Origin of the sequence: Microbacterium sp. USTB-Y (genome assembly GCF_023703415.1) — a bacterium.
Taxonomy (GTDB): Bacteria; Actinomycetota; Actinomycetes; order Actinomycetales; family Microbacteriaceae; genus Microbacterium.
The window spans coordinates 124,098-148,724 of record NZ_JAGMTU010000001.1 but is presented as its reverse complement, the minus strand read 5'-3'; the positions used below and the strand labels follow the sequence as shown (position 1 = coordinate 148,724).

Genomic DNA, 24,627 nt, shown 5'->3' with positions numbered 1-24,627 from the left:
GTGGTGGGTGCGGGGGCTGGTCGGGGGGAGATCAGCGCGTGCTGAACTGCTCCAGGTCGGCGGCGAGGCCGTCGTAGACGACGGGCTTCGCGCGCTTCAGATACTGCGCGTACACGATGCCGCCGATCACGGCGAGCACGAGCAGCAGCGGCAGCAGGTTGATCCAGAGCTCCTCGGATCCGGCGACGATGTTGAAGTTGAACATCGCGAGGATCGCGATCGCGGCGATGCCGAGGAAGCCGATGCCGGGGGCGATGAACGTGCTCCACCAGCGGCCGTCGCCCTTGCGGCGGAAGTAGACCACGATCGACAGCGCGGCGAGGCCCTGCAGGATCAGCACGCTGAGCGTGCCGAAGCCGAGCATCGCCGGCACGATCTGGGTGATCGGGTTGGCTCCGGCGAGGAAGAAGACCACGGCCACGATCGCGGCGAACCCGGCCTGGACGATGCCGGCGATCTGCGGAGTACCCGTCGAGCGGGTGCGGGCGAAGGCGTGCGGGAGGATCCGGGCGCGGCCGAGCGCGTAGAGGTAGCGGGTGGCCGAGTTGTGGAACGCGAGCATCGCCGCGAACAGGCTCACCAGCAGCAGGATCTCCATGACGGTGGTCAGCGGGCCGCCGAGGTAGGTCTGCGCGATGGAGAAGATGAGGTCGCCGTCCGCGAGGTGGTCGACCGCGGTCTTCTGGGCCTTCGCGACGCCGATCGCGCTGACGACCGCCCAGGTGGTGACGCCGAGGATGATGCCGATCGCGGTGATCGCCGTGTAGGTGGCGCGCGGGATGGTGCGCAGCGGCTTCTTGGCCTCCTCGCTGAACAGCGCGGTCGCCTCGAAGCCGAGGAAGCCGGTCGCCGCGAGCAGCAGGCCGATGGGCAGGGATCCGGAGAACACGGCGGCGGGGCTGAACGCCTCGAAGCTGTAGCCGGTGCGGACGAGCACGGAGATGTCGAAGACGACGAGCATGCTCACCTCGAGCACCAGGCAGACGCCGAGCACCTTCGAGGAGAAGTCCACGCCGATCCGGGCGAGCACGAAGCACACGGCGATCGAGAGCAGGCCCCACACCAGCCAGTGGATGTCGAGGCCGGTGAGCTGGGCGATGATCGTCTGCATGAAGAAGCCGCTGGTGCCGATCGTGCCGACGACGAAGAAGTTGTAGCCGAGGGTCGCGATGAGACCCGCGATCATGCCGCCGGTGCGTCCGAGACCCTTGACCACGAACGCGTAGAACCCGCCGGCGTTGACGAGCTGCTTCGACATCTGCGCGTAGCCGACGGCGAAGAGCAGCAGGATCACGGCCACGAGGAAGAACGACACGGGGGCGCCGCCGCCGTTGCCGAACGCGATGACCAGCGAGGCGACGACGACGATCCCGGTCAGCGGCGCGACGGCCGCGAGCACCAGGAAGACGATGCCGGCGACGCCGAGGGCGCCCTGTCTCAGGGCGGTATGGGTCTGCGGGGTGGTTTCAGCGGTCACGTCGGCTCCTTCGCTCGGTGACGGCGCGATCTTCCGGCCAGGGTGGGCTTCGCAGCGCGGACGGTGTGCTGCGGGGAAGACGGCAGTATCGGACTCTGCCGAGTCTGCCGCGGTCGGGCGCGGCGGGCTTGCCCATGAGCGAAGGACGATGGTGTCAGCGCGCACAGCCGCCTCCGCGCCCCTCGCTCGTGCCCCGCACCGCGGAGCAGGATGGCGGAGCGGAGGCGATCTTCTCGCCCGTCTCCGGCACCGAAGGGAGCGGCGATGGAGCTGCAGCTGCAGGGCAGGACCGCCCTGGTCACCGGCGCCGCCGGAGGGATCGGCCGCGCCGTCGCGCAGGCGCTCACCGCGGAGGGCGTGCGGGTCGCGCTGCTGGACCGCTCCGCGGAGGGGCTCGCCGAGACGGCGGCGCTGTGCGCGGGATCCGTTCCGGTGGTCGCGGACGTGACCGACGAGCTCGCGGTCGACGCGGCGGTGCGTGAGGCCGTGGCCGCCCTCGGCGGGCTGCACACCGTCGTGTGCTGCGCCGGGATCTCCGGCCCCGTCGGATCCGGGATCGAGGCGACGTCGCTCGCCGAATGGCAGGCGGTGTTCGCCGTGAACGTGACCGGCGCCTTCCTCGTGCTGCGGTCCGCGCTGCCGGCGCTGCGCGCGGCGCCCGCGGCCTCGGTCGTGCTCGTGGCGAGCGACTCCGCGTTCGTGGCCTCGCCCGGGATGGCGCCGTACTGCGCCTCGAAGGCGGCCCTCGTGCAGTTCGGCCGCGCGCTCAGCGTCGACCTCGCCGACGACGACGTGCGCGTCACCACGGTGTCGCCGTCGATCGTCGACACCCCGATGAGCCGCGGCGACCTCGGCGACGCCGCGTTCTCGACACCGGCCTTCCCCGTGCAGGGGGCGGACGAGATCGCCGCCCACGTCGTCTATCTCGCCTCGCCGATCGCCCGTGCCGTGAACGGATCCGGGATCCTCAGCGATTTCGGCTACTCCGCCCGCTCCGGCTTCCCCGCCTGACCTCCCCCCGCATCCCCTTTCCACGACAGGAGAACCCATGAGCACCAACGGATCCACCGGACGCGTCGTCGTCATCACCGGCGGCGGCACCGGCATCGGGGCGGCGATCGCCGCCCGCTACGCCGCGGAGGGCGCGCACGTCGTCGTCGTCGGCCGGCGCGAGGAGCCGTTGCGCGAGGTCGAGCGCGCGGTCGGCGCGCACCCGGTGATCGCCGACGCCGCGTCGACCGAGGACGCGAAGCGCGCCGTCGCCGAGGTGCTGTCGACGTTCGGTCGCATCGACGTCCTCGTCGCGAACGCGGGCGGGCACGGCTTCGCCCCGGTGGGGGAGACCGACGACGCCGGGTGGGAGGCCGCGATCCGCGCGAACCTCACCACGGCGTTCGTGATGGCGCGCGAGGCCCTGCCCGCGCTCATCGAGGCCAAGGGGCAGATCGTGGTGATCTCCTCGCTCGCCGGGCTCTTCGCCGGGCCCTCGGTCGCCGGGTACACCGTCGGCAAGCACGCCCTGATCGGCCTCACCCGCACGCTCGCGCGCGACTACGGCAAGCACGGCGTGCGCGTGAACGCCGTCTGCCCGGGCTGGGTGCAGACGCCGATGGCCGACGAGGAGATGGACGAGTTCGCCGCCCACGCGGGCCTGGACTCCCGGGAGGAGGCGTATGCCACGGTCACCGCGGACGTGCCGCTGCACCGTGCCGCCCAGCCCGCCGAGATCGCGGCCGTGGTGCGCTTCCTCGGATCCAGCGAGTCGTCGTACATGACCGGATCCGTCCTCGTCGTCGACGGCGGCGCGCACATCGTCGACCTGCCCACGACCGCGTTCGAGCACGCGGGGATGTAGGCATCCGGGGATCCGGTCCCCGAGACCCCGCGAAGCCGGTCCTGAGCCTCCGAGCGGCCGGATCCGCCCTCAGCGCGTCGAGGGGAGCGGATCCGGGCCGTCCGACGAGGTCGCGGTCTGCGCCGTCTCGGTGCTCGGGATCCGCGGCTCGATCGTCGCGAGCACGGCGCGCAGCTCGGCGATCTCGGACCGCAGCGCGTCGACATGCGCGACGGTGGCCGCCTGGCGGCTGGTGTTCTCCGCCGACACCTGCTCGACGATCCACGAGGCGAACGTCGCGCTGATGACACCGAGCAGGGCGATGCCGCTGAGCATGAGGCCGACGGCGATGACCCGTCCCTCGAGCGTGACCGGGGCCAGATCGCCGTAGCCGACCGTCGTGATGGTCGCGAACGCCCACCAGATCGCGTCGCCGAAGGTCGTGATGCTCCCGCCGCCGGCGCGCTCGGCATCGAGCACCGCGAGGGAGGCGACGTAGACGAGGAGCAGGGTCGCGCTGGTCACGTAGATGACGATCTGCCCGCGGACGGCGCGTCCCGCCGTGCGCTGCAGCACCGCCAGCAGCGTGATCACGCGCAGCACCCGCAGCGGGCGGAGCATCGGCAGCACGACGGTGGCGAGGTTGAACAGGTGCGTGAGGAACCAGTGCCAGCGCCGCGGGGCGAGCACGAGGCTCACGATGTAGTCGAGGAGGAACGTGCCCCAGGAGACCCAGAGCAGGTCTTCCAGGAATGCGCCGATCGCCCCTCGCGGATCCACGATCACCTGGATCGAGTAGGCGACGAGGAACAGCACCGACGCGACGATGAGCGGCCACTCGGTGATCCGCCGCCAGCGCTCCAACGTCATGCGCGCATCGTACGCCCGGCGGGCCGGATCGGGGGTCCTCCGCCGATCCCCGAGGGCCGCCCCGCCCGGCGGGCCGGATCGGGTCCTCCGCCGATTCCCGGGAGCAGCCGCGCCCCGGGGCCGGAGCCGGAGCCCGCGCTAGGCTGGGCGCCGTGACGCGGAGGGCTCGATGGACGACGGTCGTCGTCGTGGTCGTCGTGGCCGCGCTCGGACTGCTCACGGTCGGACAGGGGTGGATCCCCGACGCGCGGACCGGCGTGGCCGCGTCCGCGCCCGCGACGGCGGAAGCCCCGGCGGGCGGATCCGCGTCCGCACCGGCCGACGACCCCGTGCGCGCGCTGTTCGACGAGCACCGCAGCGGGGTCGAGGTGCAGGGCACCGGCACCGTCTCCCGGATCCTGCCGGACGACCTGGACGGCTCGCGGCATCAGAAGTTCCTGCTCACGACGCCGAGCGGCGTCTCGATCCTCATCGCGCACAACATCGACCTCGCCCCGCGCCTCGACGGCCTGGCAAAGGGCGACCGCGTCGACTTCCTCGGCGACTACGAGTGGAGCGACAAGGGCGGCACGGTGCACTGGACGCATCGGGATCCGTCCGGGCAGCACCAGGCGGGCTGGCTCCGCTGGAACGGACGCACGTTCTCCTGAGGCGGGCTGTTCGCACTCCGGCCGCGTCAGCGTTGCGCACCGAGCGCACGGCATCTTGTCGGGCGCACGGCATCGTCGCGCCAACCCGCCGTGCGCTCGGCAATACCCCGTGCACTCGGCCCTGTCCCCGGGCGCTCGGATCCCGGGCCCGCGGCAGGGTCAGCCGCCCAGGTAGGCCCGGTGCAGCAGCTGCGGATCCGCCTGGAGGTCTTCGGCGGTGCCCTGGAACGACACATGCCCGCCGGCGACGACCACGGCTTCGCGGGCGATGCCGAGCGCGAGCTGCGTGAACTGCTCCACGAGCAGCACGCCGACGCCGGACTCGGCGATCGACTGCACGATCGGCACCAGCCGCATGAACACGACGGGGGCCAGGCCGAGCGACATCTCGTCGATGAGGAGGATCTTCGGCTTCGCGGCGAAGGCGCGCGCGAGCACCACCATCTGCTGCTCGCCGCCGGAGAGCAGGGCCGTCGCGGAGTCGATGCGCTTCTCGAGCTCGGGGAAGGGGGCGAGCGCCGCCTCGAGCTCGGCGGGCGTGCGCGCGGTGAGCGACAGGTTCTCCCGCACCGTCAGCGACGGGAAAACCGCCCTGCCCTGCTCGATGTGCACGATGCCCTTGCGCGCCCGCGACACCCGGGAGAGCTTGTCGATGCGCTCGCCGTCGAGGCTGAGCTCTCCGGCGGAGTGGCCGACGACCCCCGAGATCGATTCGATGAGGCTCGTCTTGCCCGCGCCGTTGGGGCCGACCAGGGCGAGCACCTCGCCGCCGCGCACCGTGAGCGAGACGTCGGAGATCACCGGTCCCGCGCCGCGGCTGACGGTGACGCCGTCCAGCACCAGTTCGCTCATGACAGCAGCTCCGTCTCTCCCATGTAGGCCTTGACGACGTCGGGGTTCGCGAGCACCTCGTCCTGCGGACCGGTGGCGAGCACCTTCCCGAAGTTCAGCACGGTGAGCACCGGGCACACCGAGCGGACGAGGTCGAGGTCGTGCTCGATGATGATGAGCGCCACGCCGAACCGCTGCGGCAGCTCCCGCAGCCGTGCCGCGAGCGCGAGGTGCTCGTCGTGCGAGAGGCCCGCGGCGGGCTCGTCGAGGATCAGCAGCCGGGGGCTGGAGAGCAGGGCCGCGGCCACCTCGACGAGGCGCCGGGTGCCGACGTCCACGCTCGACAGCCGCGCCCGTGCGGGCGGGCAGCCGAAGAACGCGAGCGTCTCCTCGATGTCCGCCGCGGACAGCCGCCGCCGGGCGACGAAGCGCACGTACCCGCCCACCGTGAGCAGCGGGGGGACGCGGTCCTGCTGGAACGTGCGGCGCAGGCCCAGCCGCGCGCGACGCGTGGGGGAGAGGCCGGCGAGGTCGCGCCCGCCCAGCAGCACCCGTCCGCCGTGCTTCGGCAGGAACCCGCTGATCGCGTCGACGAAGGTCGACTTGCCGGCGCCGTTCGGCCCGATGAGGCCCATGATCGAGGCCTCCGGCACGGAGAACGACACGTCGTCGAGCGCCTTCAGCGCGCCGAACTCCACCGTCAGGTGCTCCACGGTCAGCACGGGCTCGCCGCTCAGCAGAGCGGGATCCACCGTGGCGGTGGTCGTGGTGCGGATCTGCTCGGCGTCGTCCGCCGCATCCGGCGGCAGCGCGGTGAGCGCGGCGTTGGCCGTGCGGCGATCCTGCCGCTTCCAGAGCAGGTTGCGGATGCCCTGGCCCAGGCTCGTGCCGCTCGTGAGGGCCTGCACGCCCAGCACGCCGAAGATCACGAAGCCCCAGTCCTGCGGGATGTGCCAGCGCTTGAGCAGCTCCGGCACGAGCACCCAGAGGATGCCGCCGAACACCGCCATGTCGATGAGGTGCGCGCCGCTCATGATCGCCAGCACGTACAGCGCGAGCGACTGCAGCGGCGTGAAGCTCGCCGCGAAGGGCAGCTGCACCTGACCGGCCAGCAGGCCTCCGGCGACCCCGCCGAGAGCGGCGGACACGGCGAACGCGGTGAGCTTGGCGGCCTGCACGCTCTGCCCGGCGGCGGCGGTGCCGCGCTCGGAGAAGGCGACGGCCTTCCAGCTCGCGCCCCACCGGCTGCGCTGCAGGAAGAACACGATCAGCGCGCACACGACGAGCACGATGATCGACAGGAAGAAGAACTTCTTGTCGTTCGAGAACATCGCGGGGCGGTCGATCGAGATGGCCTGGGCGGATCCCGGGAACTGGATCTGCACGAGCGTGACGTCCGCCGCGGCGGCGAAGCCCAGGGTGACGACGGCGAGGTTGACGCCCCGCAGACGCAGGGCGGGCAAGCCGACCAGGATCCCGGCGACGCCGGCGACGAGGGCCCCGAGCACGAGCCACACGATGAAGCCGCCGGGGGCGTGCCAGATGTTCATGAGCGCCACGATCCAGGCGCCGATCGCGGCGAAGGTGAGCTGGCACAGCGCGATCATCCCCGCGGATCCGGTGACGACCCCGAGGCCCATGATCGCGATGGCGGCGATGACCGCGCTGATCGCGAGGTAGACGAAGTAGCCCGGGAGGGCGTTGGAGAGCAGGAGCCCGACGAGGATCGCGAGCGCACCCACGACAAACGGCCAGACGATGCGGACGACCGGCTTCTGCAGCAGCGGAACGGACGGACGGGCGGGCGAGAGCGGCTCAGCGTGCGGCATCCCACACCTCCTTGCGCTGGGTCCACAGCAGCAGGACCACGATGAACAGGAACGGGAGGAAGTTGCGCACGAGCGAGATCTCGTTGATCTGCGCGACGAGTCCCCCCAGCACGCCGAGCACCAGGCCGCCGACGACGGTGAGGTCGAGGCGCTTGAAGCCCCCGAGCAGGGCGGCGGCCGCGGCCGGGATGATGAGCAGCGACAGGCTCGTCGCGTCGTTGGACTGCGAGGGGGCGACGATCACGATCGCGATCGCGCTGATCACGCCGGTCACGAACCACACCGCGATCGACAGCGGACGGGAGCGGATCCCCAGCAGCTCGGCGGTGGTGGGACGCTCGGAGAGCGCGCGCAGCTGGGTGCCGATCCGGGTGCGGGTGAGCAGGAAGTGCACCCCGACGGCGACGACGACGGCCATGCCGACCGTCCACACGGTCACCTGGCTGATCACGACCCCGCCGATCGAGAACGCGGGGCCCGCGATGATCGGCGTGAAGGGCTGCGGCTTGTTGCCGAACAGGATGAAGGACAGCGAGATCAGCAGCAGCAGCGGCCCCACCGTCATGGCGGAACGGGTGGTGGTGGACGCCTCGGACAGCCAGGTCGCGGCGATCCAGCCGATCGCGGCGGCGAGCACGCCGCCGATCAGCACCCCCAGCACGGATCCGATCCACACGGGCATGCCCGCCTTGGTGACCAGCCACACGGCGCAGAAGCCGCCGAACATGCCGGTCGCCGCCTGGGCGAAGTTGACGACCCGGACCAGCCGGGTCATGAGGGTCAGGCAGACCCCGAGCACGGCGTACAGGCCGCCGGCCGCGAGCCCTGACAGGGCGCCTTCGATCATCGTGGTTCCTTCGTTCTGAGCCGGGGTCGTCGAGCGGGGTTCTCCCGGGGCGTTGAGCGGGTTCTCCCCGGCGTTGAGCGGGTTCTCCCCGGGGGCGTTGAGCGAGGACGCCGAAGGCGACCGAGACGAAACGCGGTTCCGTGCCGGTGACCGCGTCTCGTCTCGCGCCGGCTCCGCCGGTGCTCGACGCCCCCGGGGAAGTCCGCTCAACGCCCCCGGGACTGGATCACTTCTTGGGGATCCGGTACCAGTCGTCGGCGACCTTCTCCCAGGCGTGGGTGCCGCTCTTGAGCTCGATCGGCCAGCCCGCGGTGGGGATCGTGCCGAACTTGTACGGGTCGCCGATCATCTTGTTGTCGACGGCCGGCATGCTCTTGATCGCCTCGGAGACGGATTCGCGGGTGATGTCGCCCTTGACCGACTTCAGTGCCTCGATGAAGTAGGTCGCCGCCAGGTAGCCTCCCTGGCTGAACGAGGTGAGCGGGATCTTGTTCTTCGTCATCAGGTCGCGCCAGTCCTTGTTCACGGCGTTCTCATCCGTGAACGGGTAGAACTCGGCCGGGACGTAGATGCCCGCGCCGGCGTCGTCGATCGCCTTGGCGAAGTTCTCGCTGTAGACGCTGGTCAGGTAGAGCCAGGTGACGTCGTTCCAGCCCTGGGCGTTGGCGGCCTTGACCTGGCCGATCGCGTCCGGCTCGACCGGGTTGATCGCGAGGGCCTTGCAGCCGGCCTGCTTGGCCTTGACGATGTAGGGCGTGTAGTCGCTCGCGCCATAGGGCACGGTGTCGTCGACGTAGAGCGGCTTCTTGCCGGTGATCTGGGTCCACTTGTCGATCGCGGCCTGATAGGTCGGACGCGTGGAGCCGGCGATCTCGAGCAGCACGCAGATGTTGTCGAGCTTGAGCTGCTCGGATCCGTAGAGCAGGGTGAGCGTCATGTCGTTGTACGGTCCGACGTTGGCCGGGGAGATGTTCTTGCTGTCGAAGCAGCCGGTGTCGACGCCGATGCCGGGGATCGAGAGGATCCCCTCCTGCTCGTAGTACTTCTTGTTCAGGTCGCACTCGATGAGGCTCGCGGAGCCGATCATCGCGACGGCGTTGTCGGATCCGACGATCTCGCGGGCGTTCGCGGTCGCGGTGGCCGGGTCGCCCTTGTCGTCCAGCGCCTTGTAATCGATCTTGCGGCCGTTGAGGCCGCCGTCGGCGTTGAACTTGTCGAACACGGCCTTCGCGGCCTGGGACGCCTCCGGGAAGGTCGCGGGGCCGGAGATGGTGTTGACGGACCCGACGACGATCGGGTCGGACGAGCCGGATCCGGATCCGGATCCGCCGTCGCCGGAGCAGCCGGCCAGGGCCAGCATGCCCGCGGCGAGCAGCGCTGCTGCGGCGGTGATGCGCTTGTTCATGTGATTCCTGTCTTCTCGGGTGCGGGACGGATCCCGCGGTGTGGTGCAGGTCTGGGCGGACGGAGGTCAGTCGCGCAGCGCGCGGGCCACCATCTCGGTGTCGGTGAACTGCTCGAAGGCGACGACCTCGCCGTTCTCGAGCCGCCACACGTGCGCGACGCGGGCCGCGAAGAACCGGCCGGTGCGCTTGTACGTGCCGGAGTAGGTGCCGATGCCGATCACGGTGTCGCCGCCATCGACGACCTCGTCCACGGCGAGGGTGTAGTCGTCCCAGTCGTCCTGGATGCGGGCGAACACGTTCGCGGCCACGGCGTCGGGGCCGACGTAGGTGCCGGCGTAGGGGAATCCCGCCGCCTCGGTCCAGCGCACATCGGCGGCGAGCGGCGCGAGCATGCCGTCGAGGTCGCCGCGATCGCTCGCGTCGTAGTGGGTGCGGATGATGTCGGCGTTGCTCATGGCGGGGCTCCTCGAGGTCGGGGGTCGACGGACGCCGCTCGACCGTCGTGCGGCGGTCTCCCGGTGCCGGGCGGTTCAGACGGGCTGCGCGTCGGGGTAGGACACCGAGCCGAGCGGGTAGATGTGGCCTCCGGCGCGGGAGTGCTCCGCCGCCCCCTCGCCGTTGAGGCCGAGGAAGATCCCGGTGGTCATCAGCTGATAGCCGAGATCGTGCAGCCAGACGCTCGCGACCGCGATCCTGAACTCGCGGAAGCAGAACAGGTAGAGCCCGTCGGCGAACTTCCAGACCGTGGAGAGGTCCATGTCGCCGTGCCCGCGCTGCACGCCCTCGAGACACTGCCAGGCGTAGCGCTGGCTGGAGACATAGACGTGCTCGTACAGGTGGTATGGGCTGTAGCGATAGACGTTGCGCTTGCCGATGAGGTCGCGGCTCGGCCCCGGCTGCTCCCCGGTCGGCGCGCCGCCGTCGGTCGTCGCGGCCCAGAACTCCTGCGCGACCTGCGGGGTGCCCTCCACGGCCTCCGCCGCGATGCGGGAGCGGATCACGGTCGCGCGGTGCGAGGTGGTGGAGTAGACGACGGTGAGCGCCTCGCGCTCGCGCGAGACGAGCGGGAGGTTCACGAAGACGACGTCGTCGCGCACGGCGACCGCGTCATAGGGATCCGTGCCGGACGCGCCGAGCCCGGACCAGTCGACCGTGCCGGCGCCGAAGTCGAGGCTCAGCGACGATCCGTCGTCCAGCGTGAGCACGAGCGCCGTGCCGGCCAGGTCGGTGTTCGGCAGGCGGAAGGTGTCGATCCCCGCGGCGAACTCGTCATAGGTGCGCCACTCGTCGAGCGCGGGATCGGCAACGGTCACTTCATCGGACACTCGGGGACTCCTTCGACCCTGACCCCGCCGGACTACGGGGCGTGGAACCATGCTGTTCCGGGCCAGGATCCCGCTCAACGCTCTGCGTCCGATCGCGCGCCGAGAGTCAACCGGCGTGCCCCCACGGGCAAGTGCCGGGGAGGTGCCGTCGCGGGGCGTGCGGATCCGCCGGGGGAACCGCCGGGGGAACCGCGAGGGGAACCGCCGGGGGAACCGCGAGGGGAACCCCCGGGGGAACCGCCGGGGGAACCGCGAGACCGAACCTGTCACCCGAAACCGCGGGAACAGAGCGCGGTCTCGTGACGCAGGTTCGGTCTCGCGGTGGGGCGGCAGGCGGACGGGGCGGTCTCGCGGACGGACGGTCCCGCGGACGGACGAGCAGACGGACGGGCAGGCGGACGGGCAGTCAGACGGGCCGCGCGCCCCGCGGCGTCAGTGCGTGGAGCGGTACTCGCTGGGGGAGACGCCGTAGGCGGTCTTGAAGGCGCGGCTGAAGTGCGCGGCGTCGACGAAGCCCCAGCGGGCGGCGATCGCGGCGACGGGACGGTCGGCGAGCACCGGATCCAGCAGGTCCCTGCGGCACTGCTCGAGCCGGCGGGTGCGGATCCACGTCGACACGGTCGTGCCCTGCTCCTGGAACAGGCCGTGCAGGTGCCGGGTCGAGATGAAGTGCGCGCTCGCGATCGACGCGGGGCCGAGATCGGTCGACGCGAGGTTGCGGTCGATGTGCCCGCGGATGCGCTGCATGAGCGCGCGATGCGGGTCGGCGGCGGACTCGTCGAGCCCGAGCTCCCGGGTGAACACGGTCGAGACGAGGTCGAGGGCGCTGTGCGCGAGGCGGGCGCCGGTCGCGCCCGCGAGCTGGTCGAGGTTCGTGGCGAGCTGGCGCAGGTACGGCACCACCATGCCGCCGAGCCCCTCCTGGCCGGAGATCCGCACGGCGGTGAGCTGGCCCACCATCTCCGGCGGCAGGCTCAGCAGGTGCTTCGGGAACATGACCACCATGGTGCGGAAGTCCTCGTCGAACACCAGGGAATAGGGGCGGTCGGTGTCGTAGACGGCGAGGTCGCCGGGGGTCAGCACGGCCTCGCGGTCGTCTTGGATGAGGAGCCCGGTCCCGGCGAGCATCAGGCTCACCTTGAAGTACGAGCGGTCGCCCCGCGCGATGAGCTCGGGAGTGCGCTCGACGACGTGGCGGGAGGCGCGGAGGTCGGTGACGTGCACCTCGTCGACGGCGGCCCCGCGGATCAGGCCGCGGAAGGGCGCGGGCCCCTCGCCGCTGACCTGCAGCGGCACGAACGAGTCGGAGACGGCCGAGCGGAACTCGCTGATGTTGCGCGCGACGAGCGTCGAGACGGACTCTGCGGGAGCGACGGGAGCTGCGGCCACGACTGATCACCTCGGGAAGATGCAGGGGTGGATCGACGACTTTGTATACGATCCGTTGAGGCACTCTACCACCGCGGACGGGGCGACGGGGAGGATCCGGCGATCGCCCGCAGGAGCCGGCTCACCGCGAGACCGCATCCGCATCCGCATCGCGAGACAGCGCGATCGTGCTGCCGTCTCGCGACGCGGATGCGGTCTCGCAACCGAGATGCCTTCTCGCGGTGAGGCCCGAAGGGCGGTGACCGCGCTACTCGACGAGCTTGCCGGCCGTGTCCACGTCGCGGATCAGGGCATCGATCTCCGCCGGGATCGGCGGGATCTCCTCGCGCACGACGCCGGTGGACGGCGACCAGACGAGATTGACCTGCAGCGCCGGATCCATCCCGGGGTAGTCGCTGCGGTTGTGGCAGCCGCGGGTCTCGCGCCGCTCCAGGGCGGCCGCCAGCGTCGCCCGGGCGGCCAGCGCCGAGGAGCGCAGATCGAAGGCGTGCGCCAGATCCTGGAACCCGGCGATGTCGGGGTGGATCCCGATCCGGGTCATCCTCTCCTCGATCGCGTCGAGCTCGGCGAGGCCGGTGCGCAGGCCCTCCTCGTCGCGGACGACGCCCGCGTGCGCGGTCATGGTGTCGCGGATCGCGCGCTGCAGGGCGCGCACGTTCTCCGGGCCGTCGGCCGCCAGCAGGTCGTCGAGCTCGGCCCTGGCCCGCCGCACCGCCTCCGTCGAGCGGCGCTGCGCGTCGAGCCCGTAGGCGTGCGCGACGGCGGCGCGGCCCGTGATCCGCCCGAACACGAGCAGCTCGATGAGGGAGTTGCCGCCGAGCCGGTTCGCACCGTGCAGACCGGAGGAGGCCTCGCCGATCGCATAGAGCCCGTCCACATCGGTGCGGTGGTCCTCCGGGCGCACCCAGACTCCGCCCATCGAGTAGTGTGCGGTCGGCGCGATCTCGATCGGGTCCTTCGTGATGTCGAGCATCTGCAGTTCGAGGAGCGTCTGGTACACGCGGGGCAGGCGGGTCATGATCGTCTCGCGGGGCAGGTGCGAGACGTCCAGCCAGACGCCGCCGTTCGGGGTGCCGCGGCCCTCCGCGATCTCGGTGTACGCCGCCAGCGCCACACGGTCGCGGGTGGACAGTTCCATCCGCTCCGGGTCGTAGCGCTGCATGAACCGCTCGCCGAGCGCGTTGCGCAGGATGCCGCCCTCGCCGCGTGCGGCCTCGGAGACGAGCGTGCCGGCCTCGCTCTCCGGCTCGATGATGCCGGAGGGGTGGAACTGCACGAGCTCGGGGTCGCGGATCCGCCCGCCCGCCTCGACCGCGAGGCGGAAGGAGTCGCCGGTGTTCTCGTCGCGGCGGGACGAGGTGCGCCGCCAGATGCGGTTGTGCCCGCCCGCGGCGAGGATCACGGCGTCGGCGTGGATGAGGTACCGGGTTCCGTCGATGAGGTCGAAGCCGTACGCGCCGAAGATCCGCGGGACCGTGCCGCCGTCCGGGCCCTCGACCTCGTCGACCAGCAGGCGCGTGATGTAGACGGTGTCGAGGATCGGGATCTCGAGCTGCTCGGCGCGGCCGGTGAGGGCTCGCTGGATCTCCAGGCCCGTGTAGTCGCCGGCGAACGCGGTGCGACGGAAGGTGTGCGCGCCGAAGAAGCGCTGCGAGATGCGGCCGTCGTCCTCGCGGGCGAAGCCCATGCCGTAGCGCTCGAGGTCGCGGATGCCCTCCTCGGCTCCCCGGGTGACGATCTCGACCGTGCGCGGGTCGGCGAGGAAGTAGCTCTCCTTGAGGGTGTCCGCCGCATGCTGCTGCCAGCTGTCCTGCGGATCCATGGTGCCGAGGGCGGCGTTGATGCCGCCCGCGGCGAGCGAGGTGTGCGCGTCGTGGCGCGGGCGCTTGCCGACGGCCAGCACGTCGACGCCCTGCTCGGCGATCTCGATGGCCGCGCGCAGGCCGGATCCGCCGGTGCCGATCACGAGCACGGTGGTGGCGACGAGGCGTTCGCGAGGGGGGTTCTCAGTCATGGGTTCCACGCTAGGAATCCGCCGACGATTACTCCAATGCATAATTCCGCTGGACTGAATGCCTCTAGGCTATGGCCATGAACCTCGAGCAGCTCCGCGGATTCGTCGAGATCGCCCGGCTCGGCAACTTCACCCGTGCCGCCGAGGAGCTGCATCTCGCGCAGCCCTCCCTGAGCCGGCAGATCTCCACCCTGGAGCGCGAGCTCGGATCCGAGCTGTTCCATCGCGCGCGCGGGCACATCTCGCTCACGGCCGCGGGAGAGGTGCTGCTGCCCTACGCGCGGCGCATGCTCGCGGATGCCGCGTCGGTGCGGCGGGAGATGGCCGAGATCGCGGGCCTGCGCCGGGGGCGGGTGCGCCTGGGCGCGCCGCCGTCGCTGTGCGCGAGCATCGTGCCCGAGGTCGTCGGCGCCTTCCGCGCCGCGCACCCCGGGATCGAGCTGGAGCTCACGGAGCGCGGCTCGCGCGGGCTCGTCGCGGCGCTCGCCGAGGGGGCGCTGGATCTCGCGCTGCTCGCATCCTCCGACGCGGCGGCGGCCTCGCCGGTGAGTCTCAGCCGTACGCCGCTGCTCGAGGAGGATCTCGTGGTGATCTCATCCGCCGCGCAGTCGCCGGTGAGCCACGGTCAGGCGATCGCGCTCGCCGCCGTGGCGGATCTGCCGCTCATCGCGTTCCCGCGCAGCTACGAGCTGCGCGCCGCGACCGATGCGGCCTTCGCCGCCGCCGCGCTCGCGCCCGAGGTCGTCGTGGAAGGCCCCGAGATGGACACCGTACTGCGCTTCGTCGAGCGCGGAGTGGGCGTCGCCGTGGTGCCCGCCATGGTCGCACTCGACCGGCCGGGACTCCGCGCGGTGCCCCTCGCCTCGCCGAAGCTGACGCGCACCGTGAGCCTGGCGCACCGGGCCGACATGGCGCCGACGCGCGCCGCCGCGGCCCTCCGCGACACGATCATCGCCACCGCCGACGCGCTCGTGGGATCCGGCGGCTTCGTCGCGAAGGCGGTCTGAGCCCCGGGGGAGCCCGCATCGCTCTCCCTGGGGTCGTTGAGCGAGGACGCTCCCTGGGGTCGTTGAGCGAAGACGCCACAGGCGACTGAGACGAAACGGGGCGATCTTGCGAGTGGGCGGGGTTTCGTCTCGTTTCGGCTTCGCCGGTGCTCGCTCAACGACCCCAGGGTGAGACCCCGGGCTCAGTGCCCGCAGGCGCAGTCCTCGCCGCCGCCGCAGCAGGCGGATCCGGATCCGGCCGCGGCGTGGGCCTGCGACGACTCGGGCACGTCCATGCCGGGGTTCTGGTCGAGGAACCCGTAGGGGCGGAACGCGAAGCCGGCGGTGTCGACCGGCATGATCGGCCAGTCCTCCGGGCGGGGGAAGTGCGTGAGCCCGAAGGTGTGCCAGAGCACGAGGTCGGCGCCGTCCGGGCCGTCCAGCGGGGCGTCGTCCGCGGAGTACGCGGGCAGGCCCGCACCGCCCTGGTGCGCGTTCGGGTAGCGGCCGGCCGGCCAGATCTCCCCCTCGCGGTAGGCGGTGGCCCAGAGGTGCCTGGTCGCGAACGCGGCGCGCGCGGCGACGGAGGAGGCCGGATCCGCCATGAGCAGCGCGGTGGGCTGCGGCACGAGCTGGTAGGCGGTCGCGCGCCCCACGGCGTTGGTGTGCGAGGCGCTCTGGACCTCCCAGACCCGGGCCACGGAGGTGTCGGCGTCGCGCTGCGCGGCGGACTCGGATCCGAGGACCGTCTCGGTCCAGCTGAAGGCGTTGCCGAACGGGTTCTCCGGCCCCATCGGCACGCGCTGCGCGTCGACCTCGAGGAGGCGGTTGTCGTTGCCGTCGATCGCGACGTCCAGTCGCGCGGAGAAGAGGTGCTGGTGCACGGGCGCGAACACGCCGGGGGCGAGCTCGGTGGCATGACGCTGCGGGACGCCCGGCTCGCCGGCGCCCACGAACACGATGCCCGTGGCCTTCGCCACGACCTCGATCGTGCCGTCCAGGCCGAAGTTCCAGTAGAACCCGTAGTCGTAGTTGCCGATCGTGGAGAAGTAGGAAACGACGAAGCGGCGCGCGCGGCGCACGTCCGAGCGGCCCTCGAGGTTCGTGTGCTTCCAGAGGATCCCGGTGTCCTCCTCGTGCATGCAGACGACGTTGGGGATCCGGACCGGGTGGCCCCGGTCGTCGGCGACGTAGCCGTCCAGGTAGCGGATGACGCCCAGGCAGTCGCAGCCGAGCTCGAGGTGGTTCGCGTTCTTGCCGAGCAGGTACTCGCCGGCGTCGAAGTAGCTGATCCAGAAGCGCCCCGGTGCGGTGTCGCCGTAGGGGACGACCATCTCGGGCACGCTCGCGCGGTTCAGCACCGGGCGCCCGTCGAAGGTCACGTCGTGCAGCACGAGGCCCTCGCGGGCGTTGAAGCTCACCCGCATCGACCAGTTCTCCCATTCCACGAGGGATCCGGTCACGGAGAAGCTCGGCCCCTCCGGCTGGACGATCTCGATCGGCTTGAGCGAGCTGCGGGCCTCGCCCTGCACCTCGGGGTAGTAGTTGCCGTGGCCGGCGGGCACGGGGACGTCGCCGACGTCCTCGACGCGGATCACGCTGTTCGCCGTGAGGTCGATGTGCACGATGAGCCCCTCGACCGGATGCGCCCAGGGGGAGTCGAGCTCGTCGTAGCGCAGGAACGTGAGCGAGCGGATCACGCGCCGCCCGACCTCGTCGGCGCGGCCGGTGTAGCCCGGGGCGAGGGGGCCGCAGAAGGCGAGGTCGATGTGCTCGGCGAGCCCGCGGCGCTCCATCGCGGCGCGCCACTCGGGGGAGGCCTTGGCGGTGGCCTCGGCGCGCTCGTACTCCTCGAACAGGTACTGGGGCTGGCCGTACGGCGGGGCGTCGTTGGGCACGCGGTCGGCGCGCAGCACCTCGCCGCGCGTGATCGAGACCACGACCTCGGTCGCGACCCCGGTCGCCGTGTCGAGCAGGGTGGCGTCGACGCGGCGGTCGATCGGGGCGCCGGGACCCCAGGCGGCGAGCTCGGCCCGCGTCGGCTCGTCCGGCAGCAGCATGGGCACGCGCACCGTGTCGCCGAGCAGGCCCGCGGACACGAGGATCGCGCGGGCGGCGGCGATCTCGGGCCCGGTGAGGGGATCCAGCGGGTGCGGCGTCGGGATGGCGTCGAGCGTGATCGGCTGCGGGGCGTGGTGGGACATCGTCGACCTCTGCGGTTTAGTTGAGCGACTGCTCAAGAAACGGGTTGGGTCGATGATAGGCCGCGCGAGGGTGCGGGCGCAATGGCCGGATCCGCGGGGCGGCGCTCCCTGTGCTCGGGCGTGGGCTGTCGGCTGTGCTCGATGGCGCGGCTCGCACAACTCAGGCTGGAGTCTGCCGAGGCTGCGGCGCAGTGCCGAGATGTCGCGGGAGGGGCGCGTACGGGCGGACGCCTGGCCTGAATTGTGCGAGCGCCACGTCTGGCTCGGGGCGGAGGGAGTGCCGGCTTGAGTCGCGGTCACCGGTCGCGTCGCCGTCACCGGCCGGGGGCGCCGGTCGCCGGTCGCCGGCCGGGGCGCCGGGGTCAGGCGCGCCAGGGGGACAGGATCGCCGCGAGCACGCGCAGGTGCGCGGCGGGGTCGGCCGGCTCGGCGACCTCGACGATCTGCTGCCCGTAGGTGATCGCACGGAGGAGCGCGAGCACGTCGTCGAGCGGGGTGTCCCTGCGCAGCTCGCCGTCGGCGACCGCCTCCTCGAGCGCCTCGGCGGTCTCGGTGCGCCAGAGCGGGATGGTCGCCATCGAGGCGTCCGCGGCGGGGGCGAGCGAGGCGAGGCGTCCCCAGAACCCCACGACGACGTGCGCCTCGGTGCGGGTCACCGCGTCGACCGGCAGCACCTCGCGCATGATCGCGTCCAGTCGCGCGAGCCCGCGCAGGCCCTCGGTCGCGGCGCGGATCCGGTCCTCGGTGCGGCGGGTGACCTCGGCGGCCGCGGCGCGGATCACCTCGTCGAAGCCGTCGAAGTAGTGCCACAGGGATCCGACGGCGACGCCCAGCTCGCGCGCCACGGCGCGGGAGCTCACCCCGTCGTGGCCGTCCCGCGCGGCGACGGCGAGGAGCGCAGCGGCGATGTCGCGCCGGCGCGCGTCGTGGTCGACGACTCTGGGCATGCGTCCATCCTGGCCCAGTCCGGGGCGGGGTGCGGCGGATCCGCTCCCGCGCGGGGCCGGGTCGTGCGCGACGATACGGTTCCTCCCCGGGGTATTGTTTTTGAGCGAGTGATCAAGAACACTGTGGGCATGCTCCATGCGGCGGTGTTGCTGCTGATGATCGGATCCGCGATCACGGCCGCCGCCTGCTGTCTCGCGGCGGGCGGGGTGATGCCCCGCGCGGTGCCCTGGCAGGCGCGGCAGAGCGCGGTGGTGATGGCGCTCGGGATGATCGCCCTCTGCGCCGGCGAGGGCGACGCCCGTGTTCTCCTGCTGATCGCGGTCGCGGGGATCGCATCGGCCATGCTCGGCGTCGTCGGCACGCGCGGACGCCCGCACGCCGACGCCTGCTTCCACCGCGCGCTCGGCTGCGTCGTGATGGCGGTGTGCGCGCTCGCGATGCTCGGTGCGCGATCCGGGGCGCCGGATCCCGCACCCGCCGGCTTCGGCCATGCGGGGCACGGCGCGGTCGTGCCGATGTCCGTGGCGGCGGCGATCGGCGTCGCGGCGCTGCTGGGGCTGATGGTCCTCGCCCGGGTGCGCCACCGTGGCGACGTCGGGAGCCCCCTCGCGGGGAGCCCCGTCTCGGGAAGCGCCGCCTCGGAGGGCGTCGCGGTGGGGAGCGCCCTGGTGCGGCTCCGCGGAGTGCCGCGTGGGCGGATCCTGCTCGAGGCGGAGGGTGCGGCGATGGCGGTCTCGCTCGTCGTGATGGCGGTGATGGTCCTGGCGCCCTGATCGGCGGGGCGCGCCGGTCGGGCTTTCCGGGTATCGTTCGGATCCCGTACATTCTGGTGCATGACCTTTTCCGGCACCGCCGCGATCGACCTCGGCAAATCGAAGTGCCGGGCCCGGCTCTCGATCGACGGCACCCGGACGCACCGCGAAGGCGGGGGAGCCCCCGGACTCGCCGCGCGCGACGGCGTCGCCCTCGCCTTGGCATCGATCCTGCCGCTGCTGGCCGATGCGCGTCCGGAGCGGATCGGCGTCGGCGCGGCCGGCGCGATGTACGCGATCGCGGAGGCCGAGGCCCTCGCCGGCGCGCTCGCGGATGACCGCGGCGCCCCGTGCGCCGTCACCTCCGACGTGGTCACCGCGCACGCCGGCGCGCTCGACGGCGAGGCGGGCGTGCTGCTCATCGCCGGCACGGGCGCCGTCGCCCTGGGCATCACCGCGGACGCGCACCGCATGGTGGACGGCTGGGGTCCCGACCTGGGCGACCTCGGCAGCGGATCCTGGCTCGGCCGCGAGGGCGTACGTGCCGTGCTCCGCGCCCGCGACGGGCTGGGGCCGGCGACCGTGCTGACCGATGTGCTGACCCTGCTCATCGGAGACGGCGCCTCCCCGATCGCCTGGGTGGGCGGGGCCGCCGCACCGGCCCGGCTGCTGGCCACCTTCGCCCCGGCGGTGCTCGACGCCGCCGATCAGGGCGACGCCGCCGCGCAGGCGATCCGCGACGAGGCAGCCCGCCTGCTGACCGAGACCGCGCTCGCCGCGTCCGGGGGATCCTCCGTGGTCGCCCTGCACGGCGGGCTGACCTCGCACGACGGCTTCCGTGCCGCGGTGACGTCGGCCCTCGGCGCGCGCGGACTCGAGACCCTTCCCGCCCGAGGCGATGCTCTGGACGGCGCCGCCATGATCGCCGAGGGGCGCGCCCCTCTTCACGAAAGGTTCGTGCACCGTGTCGGATGAGAGCAAGCCGGGAGAGAACCCGAACGACGACGCGCGTCTCGCCGCGCTGATCGGCGAACTGTCCCATCTGTCGACCGAGCAGGCCGACACCGCGCGGGGCGACCTCGACCTGCTGTCGACGCCCGAGCTCGTGCGCGCGATGAACGCCGAGGACCGGCGCGTTCCGGAGGCGGTCGCCGCGCAGGCGGACCGCATCGCCGAGGCCGTCGACGGCATCACCGAGCGCTTCCGCCGCGGGGGTCGCCTGGTGTACATCGGCGCGGGCACCGCAGGGCGGGTCGGGGTCCTCGACGCCTCGGAGTGCCCGCCCACCTTCGGCACGGATCCGGGCATGGTCGTCGGCCTCATCGCCGGCGGGGAGGGCGCGATCCGCAGCGCCGTGGAGGACGCGGAGGACGACGACCGCGCCGCCGCCGAGTCGCTGCGCGCGCTCGGACTGGGCGAGAACGACACGGTCGTCGGGATCTCCGCCTCGGGGCGCACCCCCTATGTGCTCGGCGGACTCGCCTATGCGCGCGAGGTCGGCGCGCTGACCGTCGCGATCGCCGCCAACGCCGGATCCGCCATCGGCGCCGCCGCCGATGTGCCGATCGAGGTCGTCGTCGGGCCGGAGTTCGTGACCGGATCCACCCGGCTCAAGGCCGGCACGGCGCAGAAGCTCGTCGTGAACATGCTCTCGACCCTGTCGATGATCCGCCTCGGCAAGACCTATCGCGGCGTCATGGTCGATCTGCAGGCGACGAACGAGAAGCTCCGCGCGCGGTCGGTGCGCACGCTCATCCAGCTCACCGGCGCCGCCCAGGGCGACGCCGTGCGTGCGCTCGCCGAGGCGGGCGGATCGGTCAAGCTCGCCCTGCTCATGCTCTTCACCGGCGCCTCCGCCGAGGCCGCGGCCCCGGCGCTCGCCGGCGCCGACGGAGTGCTCCGCGACGCGATCGCCGCGCTGTCCTGAGGTCGCCCCGCGACGGGTGCGTGGCGCGGCCGGATCCGCTCCCGTCGCAGAAGATGTCGTTCCGGATGACGGAGAGCGACGACTTCTGCGACGGGAGCAGTGCGGAGCAGCGCCGGTGCGCGCGGCTCAGCCGGCGGCCGGGCGTACGGCGAACCAGGCGATGGCAGCTGCGACGAGGGCGGCCGAGGCCATCGTCACGCCCATCGTGACCGCGTTCGCCCCGCCGACCATCACGGCGAGCGGCGACAGCAGCGGGCCGACGAGGAACGTCGACATCCCGAGCAGGGCGGACGCGGTGCCGGCCCGGGCGCCGTGGTGCGCGAGCGCCAGCGTCGACGAGTTCGGCCCGCCGAGCCCGACGCACAGCATGAACCCCACGAGCGCTGCGGCGAAGCCCCACACCCCGATGCCGAGCAGGGCGACGACGGCGAGCACGACGGTCGCGATCGCCGTCGTCGTGGTCCCGGCCAGGTAGACGCGCAGCGGGCTCGAGCGCCGCACGATCAGCCGGCTGAGCTGGGTGCCGGCGATGTTCGCGAGCGCCCCCAGCGCGAAGGCGAGGCTGAAGCCCTGCGGATCCAGGCCGAACTCGTCCTGGAGCACGAACGACGACAGCGACAGGTAGGTGAAGAAGGCGACGCCGCCGCCTGCCCCGGCGCACAGCACGGCGACGAACAGCCGGTCCCTGAGCACGGCGCCCGTGTGCGACCGCAGCGTGCGGAGCCCTCCCGGATGGCGGTCGGCGCGGTCCAGGGTCTCCGGCAGGGCGAACACGACCACGAGCAGCAGGGCCACCCCGATGGCCGCGAGCACGCCGAAGATGCCCCGCCAGTCCATGATCCTGGCCAGCTGGCCGCCGACCACGGGGGCGATCACCGGAGCGGATCCGGAGACGAGGAACAGCAGGGACAGCATGCGGCTGAGCTCGGCGCCGTCGAACTGGTCGCGGGCGATCGCGAGGCAGATGACGATGCCCGCGGATCCGGCCAGCCCCTGGAGGAACCGCGCGACGAGCAGCACCTCGATGTTCGGGGCGAGCGCGCACATCAGCGACAGCACGGCGAAGGCCGCGACGCCCACGAGGAGCGGACGACGGCGCCCGAACCGGTCGCTGAGCGGCCCGGCGGCGAGCTGGCCGAGCCCGAGCCCGATCATGCATGCCGACATCGTGGCCTGGGCGAGGGCGTCGCTCGTGCCGAGCGCGGCGGAGAGCTGGGGCAGCTGCGGCAGGTACAGATCCATCGACAGCGGGCCGAACGCCTCCAGCATGCCGAGCACGAGCATCGCCCGCAGCGTGCCCATGCGCGGGCGCGCCTGCACACCGCTCATCCGTCGAGCCGCAGCACGCGGCGCAGCCAGCTCTCCCGCGCGGCGTTCGCGGCGACCGAGACCACGGCATCGGGGGAGAAGCCGTGGAAGCCGTGGTATCCGCCGGCCCAGACGTGCAGTTCGGCCTGTCCGCCGGTGGCCCAGATCCGGGACGCGTAGTCGACGGCCTCGTCGCGGAACGTCTCCGCGGCCCCTACCTCGATGTACGCCGGGGGGAGGTCCGCGAGGTCGGTCGCGCGGGCCGGCGCCGTGTACGGCGACACCCGGTCGGTGAAACGGTCGTCGCCCGCGATCGCGGTCCAGGCGGTGTCGTTGTTGTTGCGGTCCCAGGCGCCGATGCCGTCGTACTGCCGCGCGGAGACGGTCTCGTTGCGGTCGTCGAGCATCGGGCAGCCGAGCAGCTGGCCGGCGAGCCGCGGGCCCTGGCGGTCGCGCGCGAGCAGGGCCACCGCGGCGGAGAGGCCGCCGCCCGCGCTCTGCCCCGAGGCGATGATGCGCTCGGGGTCGATCCCGAGCTCGTCGGCGTGCGCGGCCATCCACAGGAGCGCCGCGTAGCAGTCCTCCGCCTGGGCGGGACCCGGATGCTCCGGGGCGAGGCGGTACTCCACCGCCACGCCCACCACGCCGTGCCGCTCGGCGAGGTCGATGAGCTCGGGCGTGCCGAAGAAGCGGGTGCCGAGCACCATGCCGCCGCCGTGGATCGACAGCACCGCGGGGGCCGGATCCGCAGCGGGGGCCGCGGGGCGCACGATCGTGATCTCGACGGCGGGGGCGCCGGCGGGACCGGGGATCGTGCGGTCCTCGAAGGTCACGGCCCTGCCCTCGGCCTGCGCCGCCATCGGGGGGATGATCGTCGCGAAGTGCGCGCGGTTGGCGAGGATCGTGTCGGCGCGCAGCGGGATGATCTCGACGAGGTCGAGGAACGCCGCGAGCCCGTCGACGAGCTCGGGGTCGTAGGGCACGGGCGCGACGGATCCGATCGCGGTCTCGTTCGCGGCCATCAGGCGCCCCAGATCCGGCGCAGCCAGCTGGCCCGCGCGGCCAGCGCCGCCCGGGAGATCTCGGCATCGGGCATGTACATGTCGAAGCCGTGCGCGCCGCCGCCCCAGACGTGCAGCTCGGCCTGTCCGCCCGTGGCCCAGATCCGCAGAGCGTACTGGGTGTCCTCGTCGCGGAACATCTCGGCCTCGCCGACCTCGATGAACGCCGGGGCGAGGCGCGAGAGGTCGGCGGCATGGGCCGGCGCGGCGTAGCCGGAGGCATCGGGGCTGAACGCCAGGTCGTCGCCGAGCAGGCACGACCAGGCGAGCAGGTTCGCCTCCCGCTGCCACGTGCCGATGCCGTCATACTGCAGGCTCGACACCGTGGTGTTCGTGTTGTCGAGCATGGGGCAGAGCAGCAGCTGGCCGGCCAGCGCGGGTCCCTGCCGGTCCCGGGCGAGCAGCGCCACCCCGGCGGCGAGGCAGCCGCCCGCGCTGCCGCCGCCGACGATGATCCGGTCGGCGTCGACGCCGAGCTCGGCGGCGTGGGCGTGCAGCCAGAGCAGCGCCGCGTAACAGTCCTCGAGCCCGGCCGGGGAGGGGTGCTCCGGCGCGAGCCGGTACTCGACGTTGACCGCGACCACGCCGTGCTCCTCGACGATGTCGACCACGCGGCCGGTCTCCCAGCTGCGGTGCCCGACGATCTGTCCGCCGCCGTGGATGTTGACGAACCCGGGACGGGCGGATCCGGCCGTGCCGCGCGGACGGAAGATCGTGACCTCGATGCCGGGCGCTCCCGCCGGACCGGGGATCACGCGGTCCTCCCAGTCGATCGCGCGCCCGGCGATCACCGTGTCGTTGTCGGGGAACATCGCGTCCGTGCCCTCGCGGGGGAGCGTGTCCCGGGTGAGCGCGGGCTGCGGGTTCTGCGCGATCGCGTCGAGCACGATCTGCACCTCGGGGTCGAACGGGACGGGGGTCACGGTCGGGTAGCCGGCGGCGGTGACGGTCATGCGGGGATGCCTTTCA

General features: G+C 72.4%; 22 protein-coding genes. 7 read left to right on the top strand and 15 right to left on the bottom strand.

All coding sequences use genetic code 11. The annotated features are described in order from the left end of the window. Positions 1–31 precede the first annotated feature (31 nt). Positions 32–1,477, bottom strand: a complete 1,446-nt coding sequence (locus J8G10_RS00655) for an APC family permease (protein WP_251438550.1) — start codon at positions 1,475–1,477, stop codon at positions 32–34. Between the two features lie 264 nt (positions 1,478–1,741). Between J8G10_RS00655 and J8G10_RS00650 the strand changes: the two genes are divergently transcribed. Together J8G10_RS00650 and J8G10_RS00645 are read left to right on the top strand one after the other, a co-directional pair. Then, entirely contained in the window at positions 1,742–2,488 is a 747-nt protein-coding gene (locus tag J8G10_RS00650; RefSeq protein WP_251438549.1) for an SDR family NAD(P)-dependent oxidoreductase, read from the top strand. A gap of 37 nt (positions 2,489–2,525) precedes the next feature. After that, the gene (locus tag J8G10_RS00645; protein WP_251438548.1) at positions 2,526–3,332 is read left to right on the top strand and encodes an SDR family NAD(P)-dependent oxidoreductase; all 807 of its coding nucleotides are present in this window, start codon (positions 2,526–2,528) and stop codon (positions 3,330–3,332) included. 69 nt (positions 3,333–3,401) lie between these two features. Here the strand turns inward: J8G10_RS00645 and J8G10_RS00640 are convergent, their stop codons facing one another. Beyond that, positions 3,402–4,181, bottom strand: a complete 780-nt coding sequence (locus J8G10_RS00640) for a potassium channel family protein (protein ID WP_251438547.1) — start codon at positions 4,179–4,181, stop codon at positions 3,402–3,404. A 152-nt stretch (positions 4,182–4,333) separates the two neighbouring features. Here J8G10_RS00640 and J8G10_RS00635 point away from each other — a divergent pair, with 152 nt between their 5' ends. Further along, positions 4,334–4,831 carry a DUF3465 domain-containing protein gene (locus tag J8G10_RS00635; RefSeq protein WP_251438546.1) on the top strand — a complete coding sequence of 166 codons (498 nt, stop codon included), beginning with the start codon at positions 4,334–4,336 and terminating at the stop codon, positions 4,829–4,831. A gap of 159 nt (positions 4,832–4,990) precedes the next feature. On the opposite strand, the gene J8G10_RS00630 is transcribed toward J8G10_RS00635, so the two are convergent. The 8 genes from J8G10_RS00630 to J8G10_RS00595 all read right to left on the bottom strand — a co-directional run bounded on the left by J8G10_RS00630 (position 4,991) and on the right by J8G10_RS00595 (position 14,472). Beyond that, positions 4,991–5,683: an ABC transporter ATP-binding protein gene (locus tag J8G10_RS00630; RefSeq protein WP_251438545.1), complete on the bottom strand. Its 693-nt coding sequence runs from the start codon at positions 5,681–5,683 to the stop codon at positions 4,991–4,993. Next, positions 5,680–7,491 carry an ATP-binding cassette domain-containing protein gene (locus tag J8G10_RS00625; RefSeq protein WP_251438544.1) on the bottom strand — a complete coding sequence of 604 codons (1,812 nt, stop codon included), beginning with the start codon at positions 7,489–7,491 and terminating at the stop codon, positions 5,680–5,682. Before J8G10_RS00625 ends, J8G10_RS00630 begins: the two co-directional genes overlap by 4 nt. Further along, positions 7,478–8,338: a branched-chain amino acid ABC transporter permease gene (locus J8G10_RS00620; protein WP_251438543.1), complete on the bottom strand. Its 861-nt coding sequence runs from the start codon at positions 8,336–8,338 to the stop codon at positions 7,478–7,480. The genes J8G10_RS00625 and J8G10_RS00620 overlap by 14 nt, the downstream gene beginning before the upstream one ends. Positions 8,339–8,564: 226 nt before the next feature. Next, positions 8,565–9,743, bottom strand: coding sequence for an ABC transporter substrate-binding protein (locus J8G10_RS00615; protein ID WP_251438542.1), 1,179 nt, complete (start codon positions 9,741–9,743; stop codon positions 8,565–8,567). 66 nt (positions 9,744–9,809) lie between these two features. Continuing rightward, complete coding sequence (locus tag J8G10_RS00610) at positions 9,810–10,199, bottom strand: nuclear transport factor 2 family protein (RefSeq protein WP_251438541.1); 390 nt, start codon at positions 10,197–10,199, stop codon at positions 9,810–9,812. 75 nt (positions 10,200–10,274) lie between these two features. Then, the gene (locus tag J8G10_RS00605) at positions 10,275–11,069 is read right to left on the bottom strand and encodes a MoaF C-terminal domain-containing protein (protein WP_251438540.1); all 795 of its coding nucleotides are present in this window, start codon (positions 11,067–11,069) and stop codon (positions 10,275–10,277) included. Positions 11,070–11,501: 432 nt separating this feature from the next. Then, positions 11,502–12,458, bottom strand: coding sequence for a helix-turn-helix domain-containing protein (locus J8G10_RS00600; RefSeq protein ID WP_251438539.1), 957 nt, complete (start codon positions 12,456–12,458; stop codon positions 11,502–11,504). Positions 12,459–12,705: 247 nt separating this feature from the next. Next, positions 12,706–14,472, bottom strand: a complete 1,767-nt coding sequence (locus tag J8G10_RS00595) for an FAD-binding protein (RefSeq protein ID WP_251438538.1) — start codon at positions 14,470–14,472, stop codon at positions 12,706–12,708. Positions 14,473–14,549: 77 nt separating this feature from the next. Here J8G10_RS00595 and J8G10_RS00590 point away from each other — a divergent pair, with 77 nt between their 5' ends. Beyond that, positions 14,550–15,479, top strand: coding sequence for a LysR family transcriptional regulator (locus J8G10_RS00590; protein ID WP_251438537.1), 930 nt, complete (start codon positions 14,550–14,552; stop codon positions 15,477–15,479). A 182-nt stretch (positions 15,480–15,661) separates the two neighbouring features. On the opposite strand, the gene J8G10_RS00585 is transcribed toward J8G10_RS00590, so the two are convergent. Further along, a complete protein-coding gene (locus tag J8G10_RS00585; protein WP_251438536.1) occupies positions 15,662–17,662 on the bottom strand; it encodes a primary-amine oxidase in 2,001 nt (666 codons plus the stop codon). Positions 17,663–18,024: 362 nt separating this feature from the next. Then, positions 18,025–18,609 (bottom strand): TetR/AcrR family transcriptional regulator, encoded by a 585-nt coding sequence (locus J8G10_RS00580; RefSeq protein ID WP_251438535.1) that lies wholly within the window; start codon positions 18,607–18,609, stop codon positions 18,025–18,027. Positions 18,610–18,738: 129 nt separating this feature from the next. Here J8G10_RS00580 and J8G10_RS00575 point away from each other — a divergent pair, with 129 nt between their 5' ends. Genes J8G10_RS00575 through murQ form a run of 3 tightly spaced genes read left to right on the top strand, consistent with a single transcriptional unit; the run spans position 18,739 to position 21,289 of the window. Further along, on the top strand, positions 18,739–19,383 hold the full coding sequence (locus J8G10_RS00575; protein WP_251438534.1) for a hypothetical protein: 645 nt from the start codon (positions 18,739–18,741) through the stop codon (positions 19,381–19,383). 60 nt (positions 19,384–19,443) lie between these two features. After that, on the top strand, positions 19,444–20,337 hold the full coding sequence (locus J8G10_RS00570; RefSeq protein ID WP_251438533.1) for an N-acetylglucosamine kinase: 894 nt from the start codon (positions 19,444–19,446) through the stop codon (positions 20,335–20,337). Next, positions 20,327–21,289, top strand: a complete 963-nt coding sequence (murQ, locus tag J8G10_RS00565; RefSeq protein ID WP_251438532.1) for an N-acetylmuramic acid 6-phosphate etherase — start codon at positions 20,327–20,329, stop codon at positions 21,287–21,289. Before J8G10_RS00570 ends, murQ begins: the two co-directional genes overlap by 11 nt. A gap of 126 nt (positions 21,290–21,415) precedes the next feature. Here the strand turns inward: murQ and J8G10_RS00560 are convergent, their stop codons facing one another. The 3 genes from J8G10_RS00560 to J8G10_RS00550 are packed head-to-tail and all read right to left on the bottom strand — an operon-like array spanning position 21,416 to position 24,611. Then, complete coding sequence (locus J8G10_RS00560; RefSeq protein WP_251438531.1) at positions 21,416–22,618, bottom strand: multidrug effflux MFS transporter; 1,203 nt, start codon at positions 22,616–22,618, stop codon at positions 21,416–21,418. Next, a complete protein-coding gene (locus tag J8G10_RS00555; RefSeq protein WP_251438530.1) occupies positions 22,615–23,619 on the bottom strand; it encodes an alpha/beta hydrolase in 1,005 nt (334 codons plus the stop codon). The genes J8G10_RS00560 and J8G10_RS00555 overlap by 4 nt, the downstream gene beginning before the upstream one ends. Further along, complete coding sequence (locus tag J8G10_RS00550) at positions 23,619–24,611, bottom strand: alpha/beta hydrolase (RefSeq protein ID WP_251438529.1); 993 nt, start codon at positions 24,609–24,611, stop codon at positions 23,619–23,621. The genes J8G10_RS00555 and J8G10_RS00550 overlap by 1 nt, the downstream gene beginning before the upstream one ends. Positions 24,612–24,627 lie beyond the last annotated feature (16 nt).